This is a genomic window from Arthrobacter sp. Soil736, assembly GCF_001428005.1.
Taxonomy (GTDB): domain Bacteria; phylum Actinomycetota; class Actinomycetes; order Actinomycetales; family Micrococcaceae; genus Arthrobacter.
In genome coordinates, this window is sequence record NZ_LMSB01000038.1 from 1 (window position 1) to 17,466 (window position 17,466).

A 17,466-nucleotide genomic window follows, 5' to 3' on the forward strand; every position below is an offset into this window, starting at 1 on the left:
AGAAACAACGCCATCAGCAAACTCAACAGCCTTGGCTTCACCGTCACCCTCACTCCGTCCCCGGCGGCCTAACCGACTTCTACTTTCGTGTTAGTTGGGCCGGTCAGCGTCCGCAGGGTGCCGCTGCACCGTCTCCCGGGCCAGCAGCCAGGCTGCCGCCGCGAGCAGGAGGACGCCGCCGGTCACGGCGAACGCCCAGCCGTAGCCCAACTGATCTGCCAGCAGCCCGGCGAACACCGGGCCGAGGATGGCGCCGACATCCGCGGTCATCTGGTAGACGGCCAGCACGCGTCCGCCGGACCGCTCCCGGCCGATCACGTCAGCGATGGCCGCCTGCTGGGCGGGCCCCAGCAATCCCGCGCCGACGCCGGCAAGCGCGGACGCGGCAAGGAACCAGCCCAGTCCGTTCGTCAGGCCGATCCCGCCGGTCGCGGCGCCGGTGAGCACCAGCCCGGCGGTCATCATCGGCTTGCGGCCCAGACTGTCAGCCAGCCTGCCTGAAAAAGTAAGCGCAACGGCGTTCCCGGCAGCGAATACCGCCAGTGCCCAGCCCGCCGCCTCCGGACCGGAGCCGAGTGCCGTGACGGCAAACAGGGGCACCGTGGCCATGCGCACGCCGAACGTTGCCCAGCCGTTGGCAAAACTTGAGAAGAGCGCCGCCCTGTACGCGCTGTCCCCGAGGGCCTCAGCGAGTTTCATGGGCGGAGCCGCGGAACCGTCGCGGCGTCCGTTGCCGGGCACATGGCTGAGCTGCGTCTGCACCACGAGCGCGGCCAGAACCAACGCCCCCGCATAGGCGAGGAAGGGAACGCGCAGCCCGAACCCGGCCAGCAGGCCGCCTACGATGGGCCCGCAGACATTGCCGATCAGGAACGCGGATGCGTACGCGCCGGAAACCCTGCCGCGGCTTTCGGGCGGTGCAAGCCGGATGACGAGCGCCATCGACGCGACCGTGAACATCACCGATCCGGCGCCGCCCAGCCCACGGAACACCAGAAGTTGCCAGTAAGACTGGGCAAAGGCGCAGGCGGCCGTGGATGCAGCCACAATCAGCAGTCCGGCCACGTAGACGGGGCGCTCGCCCAGCCTTCCGATCAGTGCCCCGCCGGCAGGGGCGAACACCAGCCGCATGAACGCAAAGATGCTGACGATCACGGCGGCGGCCGTCGCGCCGACGTCGAAAGTGGTGGCGAACTGCGGCAGAACCGGCGCCACCAGGCCAAATCCCAAGGCGATCAGGAAGGCCGCGACGAGCATCACCTTAATGTCGCGGGGCAGCGGGGCGTTGCCGGTCCGCCAGCCGGCGCTAAACCGCAGTCTGCTGGCGGCGGGACGTGGGCGTGGCGTCATAAACAGGTGATCCTTGCGAAAAGGGGCCGGAGGGGCGGCTTGCGAGTGATGAAACATAACCGTAACAAGCAAGATATGCACCATTTACTTCCGGGAGATTCTTGTAACAGGCCGGCAATCTAAATCCTCTGTGTGCGAAACACGGCACGGCAAAACTTGAACCAGAACGCAAAAGGCGTTGGGACAGGGCGGGCAACTCCGCACACAAAGCAAGAGAGGACGTAGACCATGGAACTCACCGCAGGTCTCGTTTGGCTCCTGGTCGCTTCAGCACTCGTGCTGTTCATGACCCCGGGCCTGGCATTCTTCTACGGCGGCATGACCCGTGCGAAAGCCGCCTTGAACATGATGATGATGAGCTTCGTCGCGATTGGCACCGTGGGCATCATGTGGGTCCTTTGGGGCGCTTCCATGGCCACGAGCAACGAGGACAACTTCTTCCAGATCTTCGCGAACCCGTTCAGCCACTTCGGCCTTCACAACTTCACCGACCCCGCTGATCTGCTCAAGGTTGGCTACGCCGCCACCTTCGCCATCATCACCGTGGCGCTGATCTCCGGAGCCGTCGCTGACCGCGCCAAGTTCTCGGCCTGGACCATCTTCACCCCCATCTGGGCCACGCTGGTCTACGCCCCCCTGGCTTACATGGTCTGGGGCGGGGGACTCTTCTCCAAGGACGGCTGGTTCGGCCAGACGTTCGCCCCGGTCATCGACTTCGCCGGCGGCACCGTCGTGCACATCAATGCCGGCGTGGCGGGCCTCATCCTTGTCCTGATCATCGGAAACCGCAAGGGCTTCGGCAAGGACCCGAATCACCGCCCCCACAACATTCCGTTCGTCATGCTCGGCGCTGCCATCCTCTGGTTCGGCTGGTTCGGCTTCAACGCCGGTGCTGCCGCAACTGTTGAACAGGCTGGCCTGATCTGGATCAATACTCTCGCAGCCCCGGCAGCGGCCATGCTCGGCTGGCTCGCTGTGGAACGCTACCGCGACGGTCACCCCACCTCACTCGGTGCCGCGTCCGGTGTTGTGGCAGGCCTGGTGGCCATCACCCCGGCCTGTGCCAATGTCTCCCCGCTCGGCGCCATCGCCCTCGGCGTCGTGGCCGGTGTCGCCTCTGCCCTGGCCGTCGGTCTGAAGTTCAAGCTCGGCTACGATGACTCGCTCGACGTCGTCGGCGTCCACCTGGTCTCCGGCGTCGTCGGCACCGTGGCCATCGGTTTCCTCGCAACCCCGACCCAGGGCCAGGCAGGTCTCTTCTACGGCGGAGGTACCAGCCAGCTTGTTGCCCAGGCTCTGGCGGCACTCATGTCCATCATCTTCACCGCGGTCATGACCGCCATCATCGCCTACCCGATCCACAAGTTCATGGGCTTCCGGGTTTCCCAGGAGCAGGAAGTCGTGGGCGTCGACCTCAGCCTGCACGCCGAGACGGCTTACGAGTTTGGCATTGGCGGCCACGGCGGCAGCTTCCAGCCGCTGCATGATCTGATCACGGGCAACGCACCGGCCTCCAGCCAGGATGCGGCACCCGCGGCCGGCAAGACGACAGAAGCAGCAACAGGCAAGGAAAGCGTGGGGGCATGAAACTGATTACAGCAATCGTCCGTCCGGAGAAGCTCGAAGCCATCCGGGAAGGCCTGGAGGCTTACGGGGTCCAGGGCCTGACGGTCAGTGCCGCCAGCGGTTACGGGCGGCAGCGGGGCTACACCGAGGTCTACCGCGGCGCAGAGTACAACGTGGACCTGCTGCCCAAGATCCGCGTTGAGGTCCTGGCCACGGACGAACAGGCTGACGACATCCTTGATGTCATCATCTCCAGCTCCAACACGGGCCGGGCCGGCGACGGCAAGGTCTGGACGATGGATGTATTTGAAGCAGTGCGGGTCCGGACCGGTGAACGGGGCGTAGCGGCCATCTAGCCGCAGCATTCGGAAACGCACGGCCATCTGAAACGCACGGCCATCTGAAACACAGTCCCAGCCCAACGGGATGCCGGCAGGGCCGGTCACCATCGCGGTGACCGGCCCTGTTGCGTGCCCGGAAGTGCCCGGACGTGCGTGCCGGGACGTGCCTGTCCGGACCTATCCGGTGACCGAACCGGAACCGGGCCAGCCCGCCGGGCCCGATGTGCCGGCGTCGTACTCTTCAAGCGGAACTTCGTCCCTGGACCAGGCCGCGAGGACCGGATCGACGATCCGCCAGCACTCCTCGGCGGTGTCGCCGCGGACTGAAAGGAGGGGGTCCCCGTTCAGGACGCTCTCCAGGACTTCGCCGTACGGCAGCAGTTCCGAGGCATTCAGCTCTGCAACGAGGGCGGCGCGGTCCAGGCTGAAGATGTCTCCCGGTCCGTTGACGTCGACGTCGAGCCGGAGGGTGTCGGGCCCGAAGCCGATCCGGAGCTGGTTGGGAGAGTCCTGCCCGGTGAATCCACCGGGCAGGTGCGGCACCGGGCGGAAGGTGACCACCGCTTCCTTGCGCTTGTCACCGAGGGCCTTGCCGGACCGCAGGATGAACGGCACGCCCTTCCACCGCCAGTTGTCGACGTCGACCCGGACCTCGGCAAGCGTCTCGGTGTTCAGTGCCGGATCCACGCCCTCCTCTTTGACGTAGTCGGGAACCGTCCTGCCGCCGATGCTGCCGGCCTTATAGCGTGCACGCCGTGTGCTTGCCCCGTAGGGCGGTTTGATGGTGCTGGCCCGCAGGACGGTGGCCACGGCGTCCCGCAGGTCGCGCTCGCCGATCGTGGCGGGTGGTTCGATCGTCATCAGGGCCAGGATCTGCAGCAAGTGGCTTTGGATCATGTCCCGGAGGGCTCCGGCGTTGTCGTAATAACGTGCCCTCCCTTCCAGGGCCAGATCCTCGTCGAAAATGATCTCCACCTTGGCGATGTGCTCCCGGTTCCAGACCGGTTCGAGGAAATTGTTGGCAAACCGCAGGCCCAGGATGTTCAGGACCGTGGCTTTGCCGAGGAAATGGTCCACCCGGTGGATGTGGTCCTCCGGGACAAGGGTCTGCAGGGTCCGGTTGAGTTCCCGCGCGGACTCCTCTCCGGAGCCAAAGGGCTTCTCCATGACGAGCCGCGTTCCGGCAGGGACCTGGTCCGGGGCCAATATCTGGCAGGCCTTCTCGCTGACCTGGGGCGGCAGCGCGAAGTAGACGGCCACGGGCACCTCCACGGCTGCGAGCAGGGCGGCCAGTTCGCCCTCGGCGGTGACGTCAACCTGGTGGTAACGCGTGGCCTCACGGATCCGCTCCAGTTCGCTCCTCCCGGCGGCGTCGGCTTCGGGCAGGGCATCGGCGAAGGCAGCGTCGATGCGTTCCAGCCACTGTTCCTGCGTCCACGGGGTTGAGCCGGCCCCCACGAGTTTGAGCCCGCCGGCGCGGCCTTTGGCCACAAGGCGTGCCAGCCCGGGCAACAGCAGGCGGCCGGTAAGATCGCCGGTGGCACCGAGGATGAGCAGGGTTTTTACAGTTGTTTGGCTCGTCATTTTGCCAGCATGCCATCTTGAAGGCGTGTCTTGGTACCCTAGATAGTCGAGTCCCGTCGTCGACGCAGTTGGAAACAACGGCCGAGACGCTGGTGTGCCGCAGGGCCGCCATCCGTACATCCACTGAAAGAAGTGCACGGCGCGTGTTCAATTCACTCTCTGACCGGTTGACAGCAACCTTCAAGAATCTCCGTGGCAAGGGCCGCCTCACCGAGGCAGACGTCGACGCCACAGTCCGCGAGATCCGCCGGGCACTGCTGGATGCCGACGTTGCCGTGCCCGTGGTGCGCGAGTTCACCGGCCAGGTCCGTGAGCGCGCGCTCGGCGCCGAGGTCTCCGGGGCACTGAACCCGAGCCAGCAGATCGTGAAGATCGTCAACGAGGAGCTCGTTGAGATCCTCGGCGGAGAAACGCGCCGCATCCGGCTGGCCAAGACCGGACCCACCATCATCATGCTTGCCGGCCTCCAGGGTGCCGGTAAGACCACCCTCGCCGGTAAGCTCGCCAAGTGGCTCAAGGCGCAGGGCCACAGCCCCATCCTCGTTGCCGCCGACCTCCAGCGCCCCAACGCCGTGACGCAGCTGCAGGTCGTCGGCCAGCGCGCCGGTGTCCCGGTCTTCGCCCCGCACCCGGGCGCCACCTCCGAGCTGGAGCACCCGGCGGGCGACCCCGTCGCCGTCTCCCGGGCCGGCGTGGAGGAGGCCCGCCAGAAGCTGCACGACGTCGTCATTGTGGACACCGCCGGGCGTCTCGGCGTCGACGCCGACATGATGGAACAGGCGCGCCAGATCCGGCGGGCCATCGTCCCCAACGAAGTGCTCTTCGTGATCGACTCCATGATCGGCCAGGACGCCGTCAACACGGCGATGGCCTTTGATGAAGGCGTCAACTTCACAGGCATCGTCCTGTCAAAGCTCGACGGCGACGCCCGCGGCGGTGCCGCGCTTTCCGTCGCGTCGGTCACCGGCAAGCCCGTGATGTTCGCGTCCACCGGCGAAAGCCTGGATGACTTCGAGCTGTTCCACCCGGACCGCATGGCGTCCCGCATCCTCGACATGGGCGACGTCCTCACCCTGATCGAGCAGGCGGAGAAGTCCTGGGACAAGGACGAAGCTGCCCGGATGGCGAAGAAGTTCGCCGACCAGGAAGACTTCACGCTGGACGACTTCCTCGCCCAGATGCAGCAGATCCGCAACATGGGCTCCATGAAGAAAATGCTCATGATGATGCCCGGCGCGCAGAACATCCGCCAGCAGCTGGAGCAGTTCGATGAGCGCGAGATCGACCGTGTCGAGGCGATTGTCCGCTCCATGACTCCGCACGAGCGGCTGGCACCGAAGATCATCAACGGCTCGCGGCGCGCCCGTATCGCCAGGGGCTCGGGCGTCCACGTGTCCGAGGTCAACGGGCTGCTTGAACGCTTCGCGCAGGCCCAGAAGATGATGAAGAAGATGGCCCAGGGCGGCGGAATGCCCGGAATGCCGGGCATGCCGGGCATGGGACCGGGCGGTGGCGCGCGCAAGGGTGCCAAGAACGCACCCAAGAAGAAGGCCCGTTCAGGCAACCCCGCCAAGGCGGCCCAGGAACTCCGTGATGCGGAGGCCCGGCGTGCCAGCGCCGCGAAGGCACTCCCCACCGGGGCTGCCTTCGGCCAGCAGGGCGGCGACTTTGACCCTTCGCAGCTGAACCTCCCCAAGGGCTTTGACAAGTTCCTGGGCGGCAAATAGGCGCACGATCATGTCGGCCGGCGCTGATGCCAGACCGCTGCCATAAGGTTGGGTCATGTTTAAGCAGCGGGTAGTGTTCGTCCACGGTGCCGGAAACTTCGGCTCCGCTGCCTGGCCGCGCCAACACGGCATGGCCCTGCAGTACGACGCCCTGTTCCTGCGGCGGCACGGCTTCGACGCCGAGGCCGAACCCCTTGAAACTGATTTCGCCGCAGACGCCCAGATTGTGCTGCGCTCACTCGCCGACGACGGCCGCGGCGCCGCCGGCGGCCACGTGGTTGCGCATTCCCAGGGTGCCATTGCCGCGATGATGGCCGCCGTCGAACGCCCCGACCTCGTGTTCTCGCTGACCCTGGTGGAACCCGCCTGCCTGTCGCTGACGGCGGAGCTGCCGGCCACGGCCGCCCACCGGGCACTGATGGAGCCACTGTTCGACGTCCGGCACCAGCTGGGCGACGACGACTACGAGCGGGAGTTCGTCCGGCGGGCCTTTGCCGCGGACGCGCCCGGCCCGAGCACTCCCGAGGCAAGGCGTGCGGCCAGGCGGCTGCGTTTGCAGGCGCCGCCCTGGCAGGCTCCGCTGCAGATCGTGCCCGGCGTCCCCACCCTTGTCCTCACCGGCGGGTGGGAGCCCCTGTACGAGGAGATCGCCGGCTACCTGAGGGAGACCGGCGCCCTGCACCGCACTGCTGCGGGAGGGCACCGGCCCCAGGACTCGCCCGAGGGCGACCGTTTCATCCGGTCCTTTGTTGCCGAGGTCAGCCGGCGGCAGCAGCCGCGGGCGTCCTGACCCCGGCGGACTCGGGGCCGGCCGTTACTGGTCCGCGGTTTCGGGAACCCGCAGCTCCGGCAGGTAGACCTTGCCGCCGGCGGCCAGGAACTCCTCACTCTTCTCGCGCATTCCTTCAGCCATCTCGGCCAGGGCCGCCTGCGCTTCCGCGGAGCCGTACTCGTTCCGGATGTCCTGGCTGATGCGCATGGAGCAGAACTTTGGACCGCACATGGAGCAGAAGTGCGCGGTCTTGGCAGGCTCCGCCGGCAGCGTCTCGTCGTGGAAGGCTTCGGCCGTCACCGGGTCAAGGGAAAGCGCGAACTGGTCGCGCCAGCGGAACTCGAAGCGCGCCTTGGACAGGGCGTCGTCCCTCTCGTTGGCGCCGGGGTGGCCCTTGGCGAGGTCCGCGGCGTGGGCCGCGATCTTGTAGGTGATCACGCCGGTCTTCACATCGTCCTTGTTGGGCAGCCCCAGGTGCTCCTTGGGCGTCACGTAGCAGAGCATGGCCGTGCCGTAGCGGGCGATCTCCGTGGCGCCGATGGCGGACGTGATGTGGTCGTAGCCCGGTGCCACGTCGGTGACCAGCGGTCCGAGCGTGTAGAACGGGGCTCCCTTGCACAGCTCCTGCTGGCGCTCCACGTTTTCCCGGACCAGGTGGAACGGGACGTGGCCCGGTCCTTCCACCATGACCTGCACGTCGAATTCCCAGGCCCGCTGGGTCAGTTCGGCGAGCGTGTCGAGTTCAGCGAACTGGGCGGCGTCGTTGGCGTCCGCCGTGGCGCCGGGCCGCAGGCCGTCTCCCAGGGAAAAGGCGACGTCGTACTTCGCGAAGATCTCGCACAGCTCGTCAAAGTGCGTGTAGAGGAAGTTTTCCTGGTGATGCGCGAGGCACCAGCCGGCCATGATGGAGCCGCCCCGGGACACGATCCCGGTCACGCGGTTGGCGGTCAGGGGAACGTAGCGCAGCAGCACGCCGGCGTGGATGGTCATGTAGTCCACACCCTGCTCGCACTGCTCAATGACGGTGTCCCGGAAGATCTCCCACGTCAGCGCGTTGGCTTCGCCGTTGACCTTTTCCAGCGCCTGGTAGATGGGCACGGTGCCGATCGGCACGGGGGAGTTGCGGATCAGCCATTCCCGCGTGGTGTGGATGTCATCGCCGGTGGAGAGGTCCATGACGGTGTCGGCACCCCACTGGGTGGCCCACTGCAGCTTGTCCACCTCTTCGGCAATGGAGCTCGTCACTGCCGAGTTGCCGATGTTGGCGTTGATCTTCACCAGGAAGGCCTTGCCGATGATCATCGGCTCCGACTCCGGGTGGTTGATGTTGTTCGGGATGATGGCCCGCCCGGCCGCCACTTCGCTGCGCACCAGTTCAACGTCGCAGTTCTCCCGCAGGGCAACGAAGCGCATCTCCGGAGTCACCACGCCCTGCCGGGCATAGTGCATCTGCGTCACCGTCTTACCGCCGACGGCGCGGCGGGGCACCGGCTGCGCCCCCTTCCACTCGGCCGACGCTGCGCCGCGGCGCACGGCCGACCGGCCGTCGTCGAGCAGGTTCCGCTCGCGGCCGCTGTACGGCTCGGTGTCCCCGCGGGCCTCAATCCACTCCGCGCGGAACGGCGCCAGGCCCACCACCGGGTCGCTGCCGGGACCGGCCGTCCGGTACACGCGCAGGGGCTCGTTCTGCTCCCCGTTGGGTGAAGGCTCCAGCGCGATCTCCGTTACCGGAACGCGCAGGCCGTCTCCCTCGAGGTAGGCCAGAGAATGGGACTTCAGCGACTGGGTGGTCGGCTGGCCAGCTTCATTTTGGGCTGCTTCCTTTTGGGCAGCTTCGTTTTGGGCAGGAATCAGCTGTGCTTTCTGGGTGTTCATTTACTGCTCACTTCCTTCGCCGGCATTACCCGGACAGGTTCAACGGTCGCAGGCTGCGCTAGCCCGATCTCAGCCCCTGCAGGGGCACCCGTGTGGTCGTAGACGAAGCTACCACAGGGCAACAGGCCGTTGCCCATCCATACCCGGTGTGACTGCCGGTGTGACAGCTGGCGGGAGAGGGTGCCCCCTGCCCCCAGGCGGCCGGCGGATTAGGCTGGAGACATGGCGCGCATCATCGAATTCAGCGGAACCGTGCTCACAGCCCCGGACCAGGAGCGGCACGGGCTCTGGGCCGTGGACGGCAGACTGACCTTCGACCGGCCGCTTGAACGTGCGGACGTGGTGCTGGACGGCTGGGTGCTGCCGGGTTTCGTGGACGCCCACTGCCACATCGGGCTGGGTCCCGGCGGCGCCGTGGACGACGACGTCGCGCACGCCCAGGCAATGACGGACCGCAATGCCGGCACGCTGCTGGTCCGGGACGCGGGCGCTGCCAGCGACACGCGGTGGCTGCAGCAGTCGCCGGATGCGCCGAGGATCATCAGGGCCGGGCGGCACATCGCGAGGACGCGGCGCTACCTGCGGAACTTCGCCGTGGAGGTCGAACCGGAGGATCTCGTGGAGGCGGTCCGGAAGCAGGCGCGTGCCGGGGACGGCTGGGTCAAGCTGGTGGGGGACTGGATCGACCGCGACGCCGGTGACCTCGCGCCGTCGTTTCCCGCCGCAGCGGTACGGGACGCCGTCAGGGCCGCCCACGATGAAGGCGCCAGGGTCACCGCACACTGCTTCGGGGGAGACACCCTGGATGACATGCTCGACGCCGGAATCGACTGCGTCGAACACGCCACGGGGCTACTGCCGCGGCACATTCCCCGGTTTGTGGAACAGCAGGTGCCGATCGTTCCCACGCTCATCAACATCGCAACCTTTCCGGACATTGCGGCCCGGGCCGAAGCCAGGTTTCCGCGGTATGCAGCCCACATGCGCGGGCTGTGGGAGCGCCGGGATGAACGCGTCCTGGAGGCCTACGAGGCCGGCGTCCAGGTCTTCGCCGGAACCGATGCAGGCAGTGTGATCCGGCACGGCCGGATCGCCGACGAGATCCTTGCCCTTCACGCTGCCGGCCTTCCGCCGGTTGCCGCGCTCGACGCCGCCTGCTGGAGTGCCCGCCGCTGGCTGGGGGCCGACGCCCTCGCCGAGGGGGCCAGCGCCGACGTGGTCCTGTGTTCGGAGGATCCCCGCGCGGATCCGGAAACGATCCGCGATCTGAAAGGCGTGGTTCTGCGCGGGAGGATTGTCCGTTAGGAATAAATTGAAGCTTCAAGTAATTTAGAGATGTAGGGACCATCGAAATCCGGTGGCCGGGGAGTCAGGGGAATACTCAATGACAACAGCATCCAGCAGCCAGGATCTTCTTCCTGCCGATCTCACCATGGGCACCGTCATGCTCAAGGTGGGAGACATGAACCTCATGACCGACTACTACCAGCGGGCCCTCGGCCTCGACGTCGTGGCAGAGCAGGACGGCGGCCTCTACCTCGGGCGGCTTCAGACGCCGCTGGTCCACCTTGCCCCCGCGCCCGGACTGAACATCCCCGGCCGGGGCGAAGCGGGCCTGTTCCACACCGCGCTGCTCTTCGACAACCAGGCGGCGCTGGCGGCCACGGTGGCCAGTGCCGCCCAGTATGAGCCGCAGTCCTTCACCGGCAGCGCCGACCACCTCGTGAGCGAGGCCTTCTACTTCAGCGACCCCGAAGGCAACGGCATTGAGCTCTACTGGGACCGTCCCCGCGAGGCCTGGGCCTGGGACGGCAAGAACGTCGTCATGGACAGCCTGGCGCTGCCGCCGCAGCGGTATCTGCAGGACCACCTGACCCAGGAGTCGGTGGACGGCCAGCACGGCGCCGGGGCCGGCGTCGGGCACGTGCACCTGCAGGTTGGCGACGTCCAGTCGGCCCACGACTTCTACGTCGGGACGCTCGGCTTCGAAAAAACGGCCGGCTGGCACGGCCAGGCGCTCTTCGTTTCGGCCGGCGGCTACCACCACCACATGGCCATGAATGTCTGGAACAGCCGCGGCGCCGGCCCGCGCCGCGACACCCTGGGCCTGGGTGAGGTCCTGATTGAAGTCCCGTCCGGCGACGACGTCGGAGCGCTCGCGGACCGGCTCAAGGTTGCCGGCGTCGCTTCGCACCACACGGGGGCCGAGCTTCGCTTCGAGGACCCCTGGCGCAACCAGATCCGCGTGGCCGTGCGCTAAGGCCTTCCGGCCAGGCGTGTGCGCCGTGGGTTAGGCTGAATTCGAACAGCCCCGGGCGGCCGCCGCCGCTGCCCGGGGGCACACGCCGTCGACGGAACGAGGACGAACTCCATGGGCTTCACCGAAATATTTGTCGCCACCCACAGGGAAGCCCTCAAGCGCGCCGAAGACCTGGATGGCGGGGGCGCCGCTGCCGGGGCGGGTGTCCGCATTCCCGGCATCAGCGACTTTGAAATCGAACAGCTCGGGGATTTCGCCGGCGCTGCCGTGCACGCCGCCGGGGCCGATTATGAACTGGCCATGGTGGACGTCGCCAGCGACTCCCTGCTCGGCGTGCCGCCGGCCATGGTCCGGGCGCTTGCTGAATTGCTCAGTTACGAGTCCGAAGGCGAGGGCAACGTCCTCGATGACGTTGCCGAGCGGTGGGCGGCCGAGGAGGACATGCCCTTCGGCGCCGAGGAGGCCCGGAAGTATGTCCAGCAGCTGGCACAGCTCGCCGGCAGCGTCGACGAGAACAGCAGGACCGGCCTCTACGTGTGGTCGTCCTGATAGCGGCTTCGCGCCGGGCCGTTCGGCGCGGCTCCCATTCCGGGCTCCGGGTCCCGGCACGATTGTGGCCCGGAACCGCGCAATCACGGTCCCCGCGCATGTCAAGTCGAAATAACGCGGCCGATCTGGCACAATAAACAGGTACTCGATCTGCGTGGCCCCTCTCTCCGCGTCTGGATCCTGTCCTTATGAACCCCCTAGTACGGCCCGCCCCACGGGTGCAGAACGCCGGGCTCGACCCCGTTTCAGAAACAGGAGTGACCACAAAAGTGGCCGTAAAGATTCGCCTTAAGCGCTTCGGTAAGATGCGCGCACCGTACTACCGCATCGTCGTCATGGACGCACGCTCCAAGCGTGACGGCCGTGCCATCGAAGAGATCGGCAAGTACCACCCCACCGAAGAGCCCTCATACATCGAGGTCGACTCGGACCGTGCCCAGTACTGGCTCGGCGTCGGCGCACAGCCGTCCGAGCAGGTTGCCGCGATCCTCAAGGTCACGGGTGACTGGCAGAAGTTCAAGGGTCTCCCGGGCCAGGAAGGCACCTTGAAGACCAAGGTTGCCAAGGAAGCCTTCGTTGCCCCGGAAAAGGGTTCCGTGATCATCCCGGAAGCCATCACCAAGAAGGCCAAGGCAGAAGCTCCCGCCGAGGCTGAAGCAGAGACCACCGAGGCTGAGTAAGTTGCTGGCAGAAGCGCTCGAACACCTTGTCCGCGGAATCGTTGACTCCCCTGAGGATGTCAAGGTCAGCGCCAAGAACAACCGCCGCGGGGATACCCTCGAGGTGCGCGTTCACCAGGATGACCTTGGACGGGTAATCGGACGCCAGGGCCGCACCGCCCGCGCACTGCGCACGGTAGTGGCGGCGCTGGCAGATGGCGAGCAGGTCAGGGTCGACGTCGTCGACACCGACCGCCGCCGGTAACGCGCCTGCAACACTTGTCTTGAGTCCGGCCCCTTCACCAGCTAACGGTGGAGGGGCCGGACTGCTTTCACGGCGGACAACCCCTAAATTTTTCACGACGCATTCCGGAACAGAGGAACACATGCAGCTTCAGGTGGCACGAATCGGCAAACCCCATGGAATCCGTGGCGAGGTGACCGTCCAGGTGCTCACCGACGCGCCCGGCGACCGGTTCGTCCCCGGCACCGAGTTTGTGGTCGAACCCGCCTCCGCCGGGCCGCTCACTGTTCACAGCGCCCGCTGGAACAAGGACATCCTCCTACTGGCCTTCGAGGAAATTGAAACCCGGAACGAGGCTGAGACCCTCCGCGGCGCCAAGCTGTTCATCGAGACCGAAGAGCTTGAGGACAACGACGACGAAGGCTGGTACGAGCACGAACTCGTGGGCCTCGAAGCAAGGGTCGGCTCGCAGGTCGTTGGCAAGGTCTCCGGCCTGAACACCCTGCCGGTGCAGGACCTGCTCGTGGTGAAGACCCCCGACGGCAAGGAGATCCTGATCCCCTTTGTCGAGGCGATCGTCCCCGAAGTGAACGTCGCGGAAGGCTATGTCCTGGTGACGCCGCCGGCCGGCCTCTTCGAAATCAACGTCGAGTCCGCCACCGAGGACGCAGCCTCGGATGACGAAGAACCTGACGCCGGAGAACCCGGGCCGGGGGCCAAAGCCTAGATGAGAATCGACGTCGTCAGTATTTTTCCCGAGTACCTGGCACCGCTGGAACTCTCGCTGATCGGCAAGGCCAGGCAGGACGGGCTGCTGGACCTCACCGTCCACGACCTCCGCTCCTTCACCACCGACCGCCACCGCACCGTGGACGACACCCCCTACGGCGGCGGCGCCGGCATGGTCATGAAGGCCGAGCCGTGGGCCCAGGCGCTGGCGTCGGTGGCCGCGGCGCAGCCGGCGGACGCCGGCAGCAAGCCGGTGCTCATCGTGCCGTCCCCGGCAGGGGAGCGCTTCAACCAGGCGCTGGCCTACGAGCTCGCGGAAGAGGACCAGCTGGTTTTCGCCTGCGGCCGCTATGAAGGCATCGACGAACGCGTGATTGAATGGGCGGAGGAGCACTTCACCGTTCGCCCGGTCAGCCTCGGCGATTATGTCCTCAACGGCGGCGAGGTGGCCGTCCTGGCCATGGTGGAGGCCATCGGAAGGCTGCTGCCGGGCGTGGTGGGCAACCCGGAGTCCCTCGTGGAGGAGTCGCATTCGGACGGCCTGCTCGAGTATCCCGTCTACACCAAGCCCTCGGTCTGGCGTGACCGGGAGGTGCCGGCGATCCTGCTCAGCGGAAACCACGGCAAGATTGCCCAGTGGCGCCGGCACGAGCAGTACCGCCGGACGGCCGAACGCCGGCCTGACCTGCTGGAGACGTTCGACGCCGGAAGTCTTCCCCGCGCGGACCGCACCGCCCTCGCGGACCTGGGGTACGACGTCGTCGACGGCCGGCTCAAGCGCCGCCCGGACTCCGGAAGCGCCGCTTCCGCCTGACTGTCCGCCGCGATTGGCTGAAGACCGCCGAGTGTGGCAAAATTAGTCCTTGTGTCTGCTGGGTCCGCACCTGCCACAGGGGGAGCGCAACCAACAGCAAGGCAACCCGGTACCGCCAATCAGTGGCGGGGCCGGTCCACAACACTTTCGGCGTCAATTCCCGGGCCTAAATCCGGGCTTGGCCGCCGTGACCCAAAGTGAATGACCTGTGGCGTTCACCAGGAGTGGATCAATGCATATCCTCGATTCCGTAGATGCAGCCTCGCTGCGCACCGATGTTCCCGAGTTCCGCGCGGGTGACACCCTCAAGGTTCACGTGAACATCATCGAAGGCAAGAACTCCCGTGTCCAGGTATTCCAGGGCTTCGTCCTGGGCCGCCAGGGTGACGGCATCCGCGAAACCTTCACCGTCCGCAAGGTTTCCTTCGGCGTCGGTGTTGAGCGTACCTTCCCGGTGCACTCCCCGATCATCGACAAGATCGAGCTCGTCACCAAGGGTGACGTGCGCCGCGCCAAGCTTTACTACATGCGTGCACTGCGCGGTAAGGCTGCGAAGATCAAGGAAAAGCGCGACTTCAGCACCGCCAAGTAAGTCCCTCCGGACTTCACGGCGGGTCCCGAACCCGTATCCGGCCAGCGCCGGAGCCATCCGCAACAGCGCCACAGGATACGGACCATGGACCAGACGAAACGCCAGCCAGGGAAACCGGGCTGGCGTTTTGCGTTGTTGGCCCTGGCGCTGGCGGTGATCGTCAGCGGGGTGGTCCGCTCGCTGTGGCTGGACGTGTACTACATTCCGTCGGCCTCCATGGAACCGCTGTTCGATACCGGCGACAGGATCCTGGTCTCCCGCACCGGCTTCCAGTCGGAGCCGATCCGGCGCGGTGACGTCGTCGTGTTCGATGGCCGGGGCTCGTTTGCGCCGCTCAGCAGCGGCTCCGGCCCGCTGCAGGACGCGCTGGCCGCAGCCGGACACTGGCTGGGGCTCACGGGCAGTGATACCACTTACGTAAAGCGGGTCATCGGCCTCCCGGGGGACCACGTGGTCTGTTGCGACGCCGAACAGCGGCTCACAGTGAACGGCCAGCCGCTCGTGGAACCCTATCTCTATGAAGGGGATACGGCGAGCGGCCAGAAGTTCAACGTGATGGTTCCGGCAGGCCGGCTCTGGCTGCTGGGTGATCACCGCTCCGTGTCGGCCGACTCGCGCAGCCTGCTGGGCGCGCCGGGCGGCGGCATGGTGCGGGAGGATAAGGTGATCGGCCGGCCGGTACAGATCATCTGGCCACTTGATAGATTTGCGTCAGTGGCGCGGCCGCCGCTGGCGGCCACAACAACAACTAAGGACGGACAGTAGATGCCGGAAACAGATCCCGGGACTTCCGAGCCGCAGCAGACCGCTGCCAGGCCGGGGAGGCACGCTTCGGGAGAGCCCGTTTCGGCCGTGGCCGTCCCTGGAGACCCTGCACCCGGAAACCCTGATTCCGGCGTGTCTGTGTCCGCCGTGCCCGCCTCAAGCGAGCGCGTCCCGGGAGGTCATGTCCCGGGAGGGGCCCCGGCCGGAGAGACCGCAGCCGCGGGTGAAGGACGGAAGAAGCCGGCTCCTGCCCGCAACCCGTTCCTGCTGTGGCTGAAGGAGATCGCCACGGTGGTGGTGATCGCCGTCGTGCTGTCCTTCCTCATCAAGACGTTCCTGTTCCGCGCCTTCTATATTCCGTCCGAGTCCATGGTGAGCACCCTGGACATCAACGACCGCATCTTCGTCAACCTGCTCGTGCCGGAGCCGTTTGCCCTGGAACGCGGGGACGTGGTGGTGTTCAAGGACACCAAGGGCTGGCTGCCGCCCACTCCGCAAAAGGCCGACGGGCCGTTTACCTTCATCGAGGACGGACTGACGTTCGTGGGCCTGCTGCCGGACAACTCCGAACAGCACCTCGTCAAGCGCGTCATCGGGCTGCCCGGGGACCACGTCATCTGCTGCGACGCGGACGGCAAGCTCACGGTCAACGGGGCCCCGCTGGACGAAAAGTACGTCAACCCGGCCGAGGTGCCCCTGGTGCGCAACTTCGACGTCGTGGTGCCGACCGGCAAAGTCTGGGTCATGGGGGACAACCGCAACCATTCCGCGGACTCCCGTGCCCACACCGACTCCAACGGAGGGTTTGTGGACATCGCCGACATCGAGGGCAAGGCCGCCGTCATCGCCTGGCCCGTGAACCGCTGGGGTGCCCTGGACAACTATCCGGACGTCTTCAAGAACGTCCCGCCGGCAGGCTAGCCATGTCCGTTGCCCCCACCCTTGACTACGAGAAGCGCTTCCTGCCGCGGGGAGCGCGGTACCTGGCGGGCGTCGACGAAGTAGGCCGCGGGGCCCTCGCCGGGCCGGTGAGCGTGGGAATCGCCGTCGTGGACCTGCGGCAGATGAAGCTCCTGGCGGACGTCCGCGACAGCAAGCTGCTGAAGGCTACCGACCGTGAACGGCTGGACCCGCTGGTCCGGGCCTGGAGCGTTGTCTGCGCGGTGGGGCACGCCAGCGCCCGGGAAATCGATGAACTGGGCATCATGGGCGCCCTCCGGACGGCCGGGAACCGGGCGTGGTTCGAGATCCTGGGGACGGGCATCACGCCGGATGTGGTCCTGCTGGATGGAAGCCACAACTGGCTGTCCCCGGACGCCCAGCCGTCGCTGTTTGACGAGATCGTGACGGATGCGGGCTGCGACGCGCCCGTGCACACGCTGGTCAAGGCCGACATGCAGTGCCTGAGCGTTGCCGCGGCCAGTGTCCTGGCCAAGGTGGAGCGGGACCGCACCATGCAGGAGCTCCACCTCGAGTACCCCGCCTTCGGCTGGGACGTCAACAAGGGCTACGGGACGGCAGCGCACCGGGAAGCCATCCGGGCCTCCGGCCCCAGCCCGTATCACCGGGTGAGCTGGAACCTGCTGTCTGAGTAGGCTTTGCGGCCGGGTGGCCGCTTGTGGATGCCGCCCGTGCCGGT

The 17,466-nt window shown here is 66.7% G+C and carries 18 protein-coding genes and 1 riboswitch; of the genes, 15 read left to right on the forward strand and 3 right to left on the reverse strand.

Annotated features, from left to right (window positions below; all coding sequences use genetic code 11):
* Positions 1-90: 90 nt before the first annotated feature.
* Positions 91-1,257 carry an MFS transporter gene (locus ASG92_RS20330; RefSeq protein WP_240987227.1) on the reverse strand — a complete coding sequence of 389 codons (1,167 nt, stop codon included), beginning with the start codon at positions 1,255-1,257 and terminating at the stop codon, positions 91-93.
* A gap of 321 nt (positions 1,258-1,578) precedes the next feature.
* On the opposite strand from ASG92_RS20330, the gene ASG92_RS20335 reads away from it, so the two are divergent.
* Both ASG92_RS20335 and ASG92_RS20340 read left to right on the forward strand, forming a co-directional pair.
* Positions 1,579-2,937 (forward strand): ammonium transporter, encoded by a 1,359-nt coding sequence (locus ASG92_RS20335; protein WP_056632573.1) that lies wholly within the window; start codon positions 1,579-1,581, stop codon positions 2,935-2,937.
* Positions 2,934-3,272 (forward strand): P-II family nitrogen regulator, encoded by a 339-nt coding sequence (locus ASG92_RS20340; protein WP_056632576.1) that lies wholly within the window; start codon positions 2,934-2,936, stop codon positions 3,270-3,272. The genes ASG92_RS20335 and ASG92_RS20340 overlap by 4 nt, the downstream gene beginning before the upstream one ends.
* A gap of 162 nt (positions 3,273-3,434) precedes the next feature.
* Here the strand turns inward: ASG92_RS20340 and ASG92_RS20345 are convergent, their stop codons facing one another.
* A complete protein-coding gene (locus ASG92_RS20345) occupies positions 3,435-4,841 on the reverse strand; it encodes a glucose-6-phosphate dehydrogenase (protein ID WP_056632580.1) in 1,407 nt (468 codons plus the stop codon).
* 143 nt (positions 4,842-4,984) lie between these two features.
* Here ASG92_RS20345 and ffh point away from each other — a divergent pair, with 143 nt between their 5' ends.
* Together ffh and ASG92_RS20355 are read left to right on the forward strand one after the other, a co-directional pair.
* Positions 4,985-6,568: a signal recognition particle protein gene (ffh, locus tag ASG92_RS20350; RefSeq protein WP_056632582.1), complete on the forward strand. Its 1,584-nt coding sequence runs from the start codon at positions 4,985-4,987 to the stop codon at positions 6,566-6,568.
* A gap of 55 nt (positions 6,569-6,623) precedes the next feature.
* Positions 6,624-7,358 carry an alpha/beta hydrolase gene (locus tag ASG92_RS20355; protein WP_056632584.1) on the forward strand — a complete coding sequence of 245 codons (735 nt, stop codon included), beginning with the start codon at positions 6,624-6,626 and terminating at the stop codon, positions 7,356-7,358.
* A gap of 24 nt (positions 7,359-7,382) precedes the next feature.
* Here ASG92_RS20355 and thiC read toward each other — a convergent pair whose 3' ends face one another.
* Positions 7,383-9,215: a phosphomethylpyrimidine synthase ThiC gene (gene thiC, locus ASG92_RS20360; RefSeq protein ID WP_056632586.1), complete on the reverse strand. Its 1,833-nt coding sequence runs from the start codon at positions 9,213-9,215 to the stop codon at positions 7,383-7,385.
* A riboswitch (TPP riboswitch) is annotated at positions 9,210-9,317 on the reverse strand. It overlaps the preceding gene by 6 nt.
* 120 nt (positions 9,318-9,437) lie before the next feature.
* Between thiC and ASG92_RS20365 the strand changes: the two genes are divergently transcribed.
* The 11 genes from ASG92_RS20365 (at position 9,438) to ASG92_RS20415 (ending at position 17,422) form a co-directional block, all read left to right on the forward strand.
* Positions 9,438-10,520, forward strand: a complete 1,083-nt coding sequence (locus tag ASG92_RS20365) for an amidohydrolase family protein (RefSeq protein ID WP_056632588.1) — start codon at positions 9,438-9,440, stop codon at positions 10,518-10,520.
* A 79-nt stretch (positions 10,521-10,599) separates the two neighbouring features.
* Positions 10,600-11,475 carry a VOC family protein gene (locus ASG92_RS20370; protein WP_056632591.1) on the forward strand — a complete coding sequence of 292 codons (876 nt, stop codon included), beginning with the start codon at positions 10,600-10,602 and terminating at the stop codon, positions 11,473-11,475.
* 111 nt (positions 11,476-11,586) lie between these two features.
* Positions 11,587-12,024 (forward strand): hypothetical protein, encoded by a 438-nt coding sequence (locus ASG92_RS20375; protein WP_056632595.1) that lies wholly within the window; start codon positions 11,587-11,589, stop codon positions 12,022-12,024.
* Positions 12,025-12,293: 269 nt separating this feature from the next.
* Positions 12,294-12,704, forward strand: a complete 411-nt coding sequence (gene rpsP / locus ASG92_RS20380; RefSeq protein ID WP_056632653.1) for a 30S ribosomal protein S16 — start codon at positions 12,294-12,296, stop codon at positions 12,702-12,704.
* Between the two features lies 1 nt (position 12,705).
* Positions 12,706-12,948, forward strand: a complete 243-nt coding sequence (locus ASG92_RS20385; RefSeq protein ID WP_056632598.1) for an RNA-binding protein — start codon at positions 12,706-12,708, stop codon at positions 12,946-12,948.
* Positions 12,949-13,069: 121 nt separating this feature from the next.
* The gene (gene rimM / locus ASG92_RS20390; RefSeq protein WP_056632601.1) at positions 13,070-13,654 is read left to right on the forward strand and encodes a ribosome maturation factor RimM; all 585 of its coding nucleotides are present in this window, start codon (positions 13,070-13,072) and stop codon (positions 13,652-13,654) included.
* On the forward strand, positions 13,655-14,470 hold the full coding sequence (gene trmD / locus ASG92_RS20395) for a tRNA (guanosine(37)-N1)-methyltransferase TrmD (protein WP_056632602.1): 816 nt from the start codon (positions 13,655-13,657) through the stop codon (positions 14,468-14,470). It begins immediately after the preceding gene.
* 232 nt (positions 14,471-14,702) lie between these two features.
* On the forward strand, positions 14,703-15,062 hold the full coding sequence (gene rplS / locus ASG92_RS20400; protein ID WP_056632605.1) for a 50S ribosomal protein L19: 360 nt from the start codon (positions 14,703-14,705) through the stop codon (positions 15,060-15,062).
* An 84-nt stretch (positions 15,063-15,146) separates the two neighbouring features.
* A complete protein-coding gene (gene lepB / locus ASG92_RS20405; RefSeq protein WP_056632608.1) occupies positions 15,147-15,827 on the forward strand; it encodes a signal peptidase I in 681 nt (226 codons plus the stop codon).
* Positions 15,828-16,748, forward strand: a complete 921-nt coding sequence (gene lepB / locus ASG92_RS20410; RefSeq protein ID WP_056632611.1) for a signal peptidase I — start codon at positions 15,828-15,830, stop codon at positions 16,746-16,748.
* A 2-nt stretch (positions 16,749-16,750) separates the two neighbouring features.
* Positions 16,751-17,422 (forward strand): ribonuclease HII, encoded by a 672-nt coding sequence (locus ASG92_RS20415; RefSeq protein ID WP_056632614.1) that lies wholly within the window; start codon positions 16,751-16,753, stop codon positions 17,420-17,422.
* Positions 17,423-17,466: the final 44 nt, after the last annotated feature.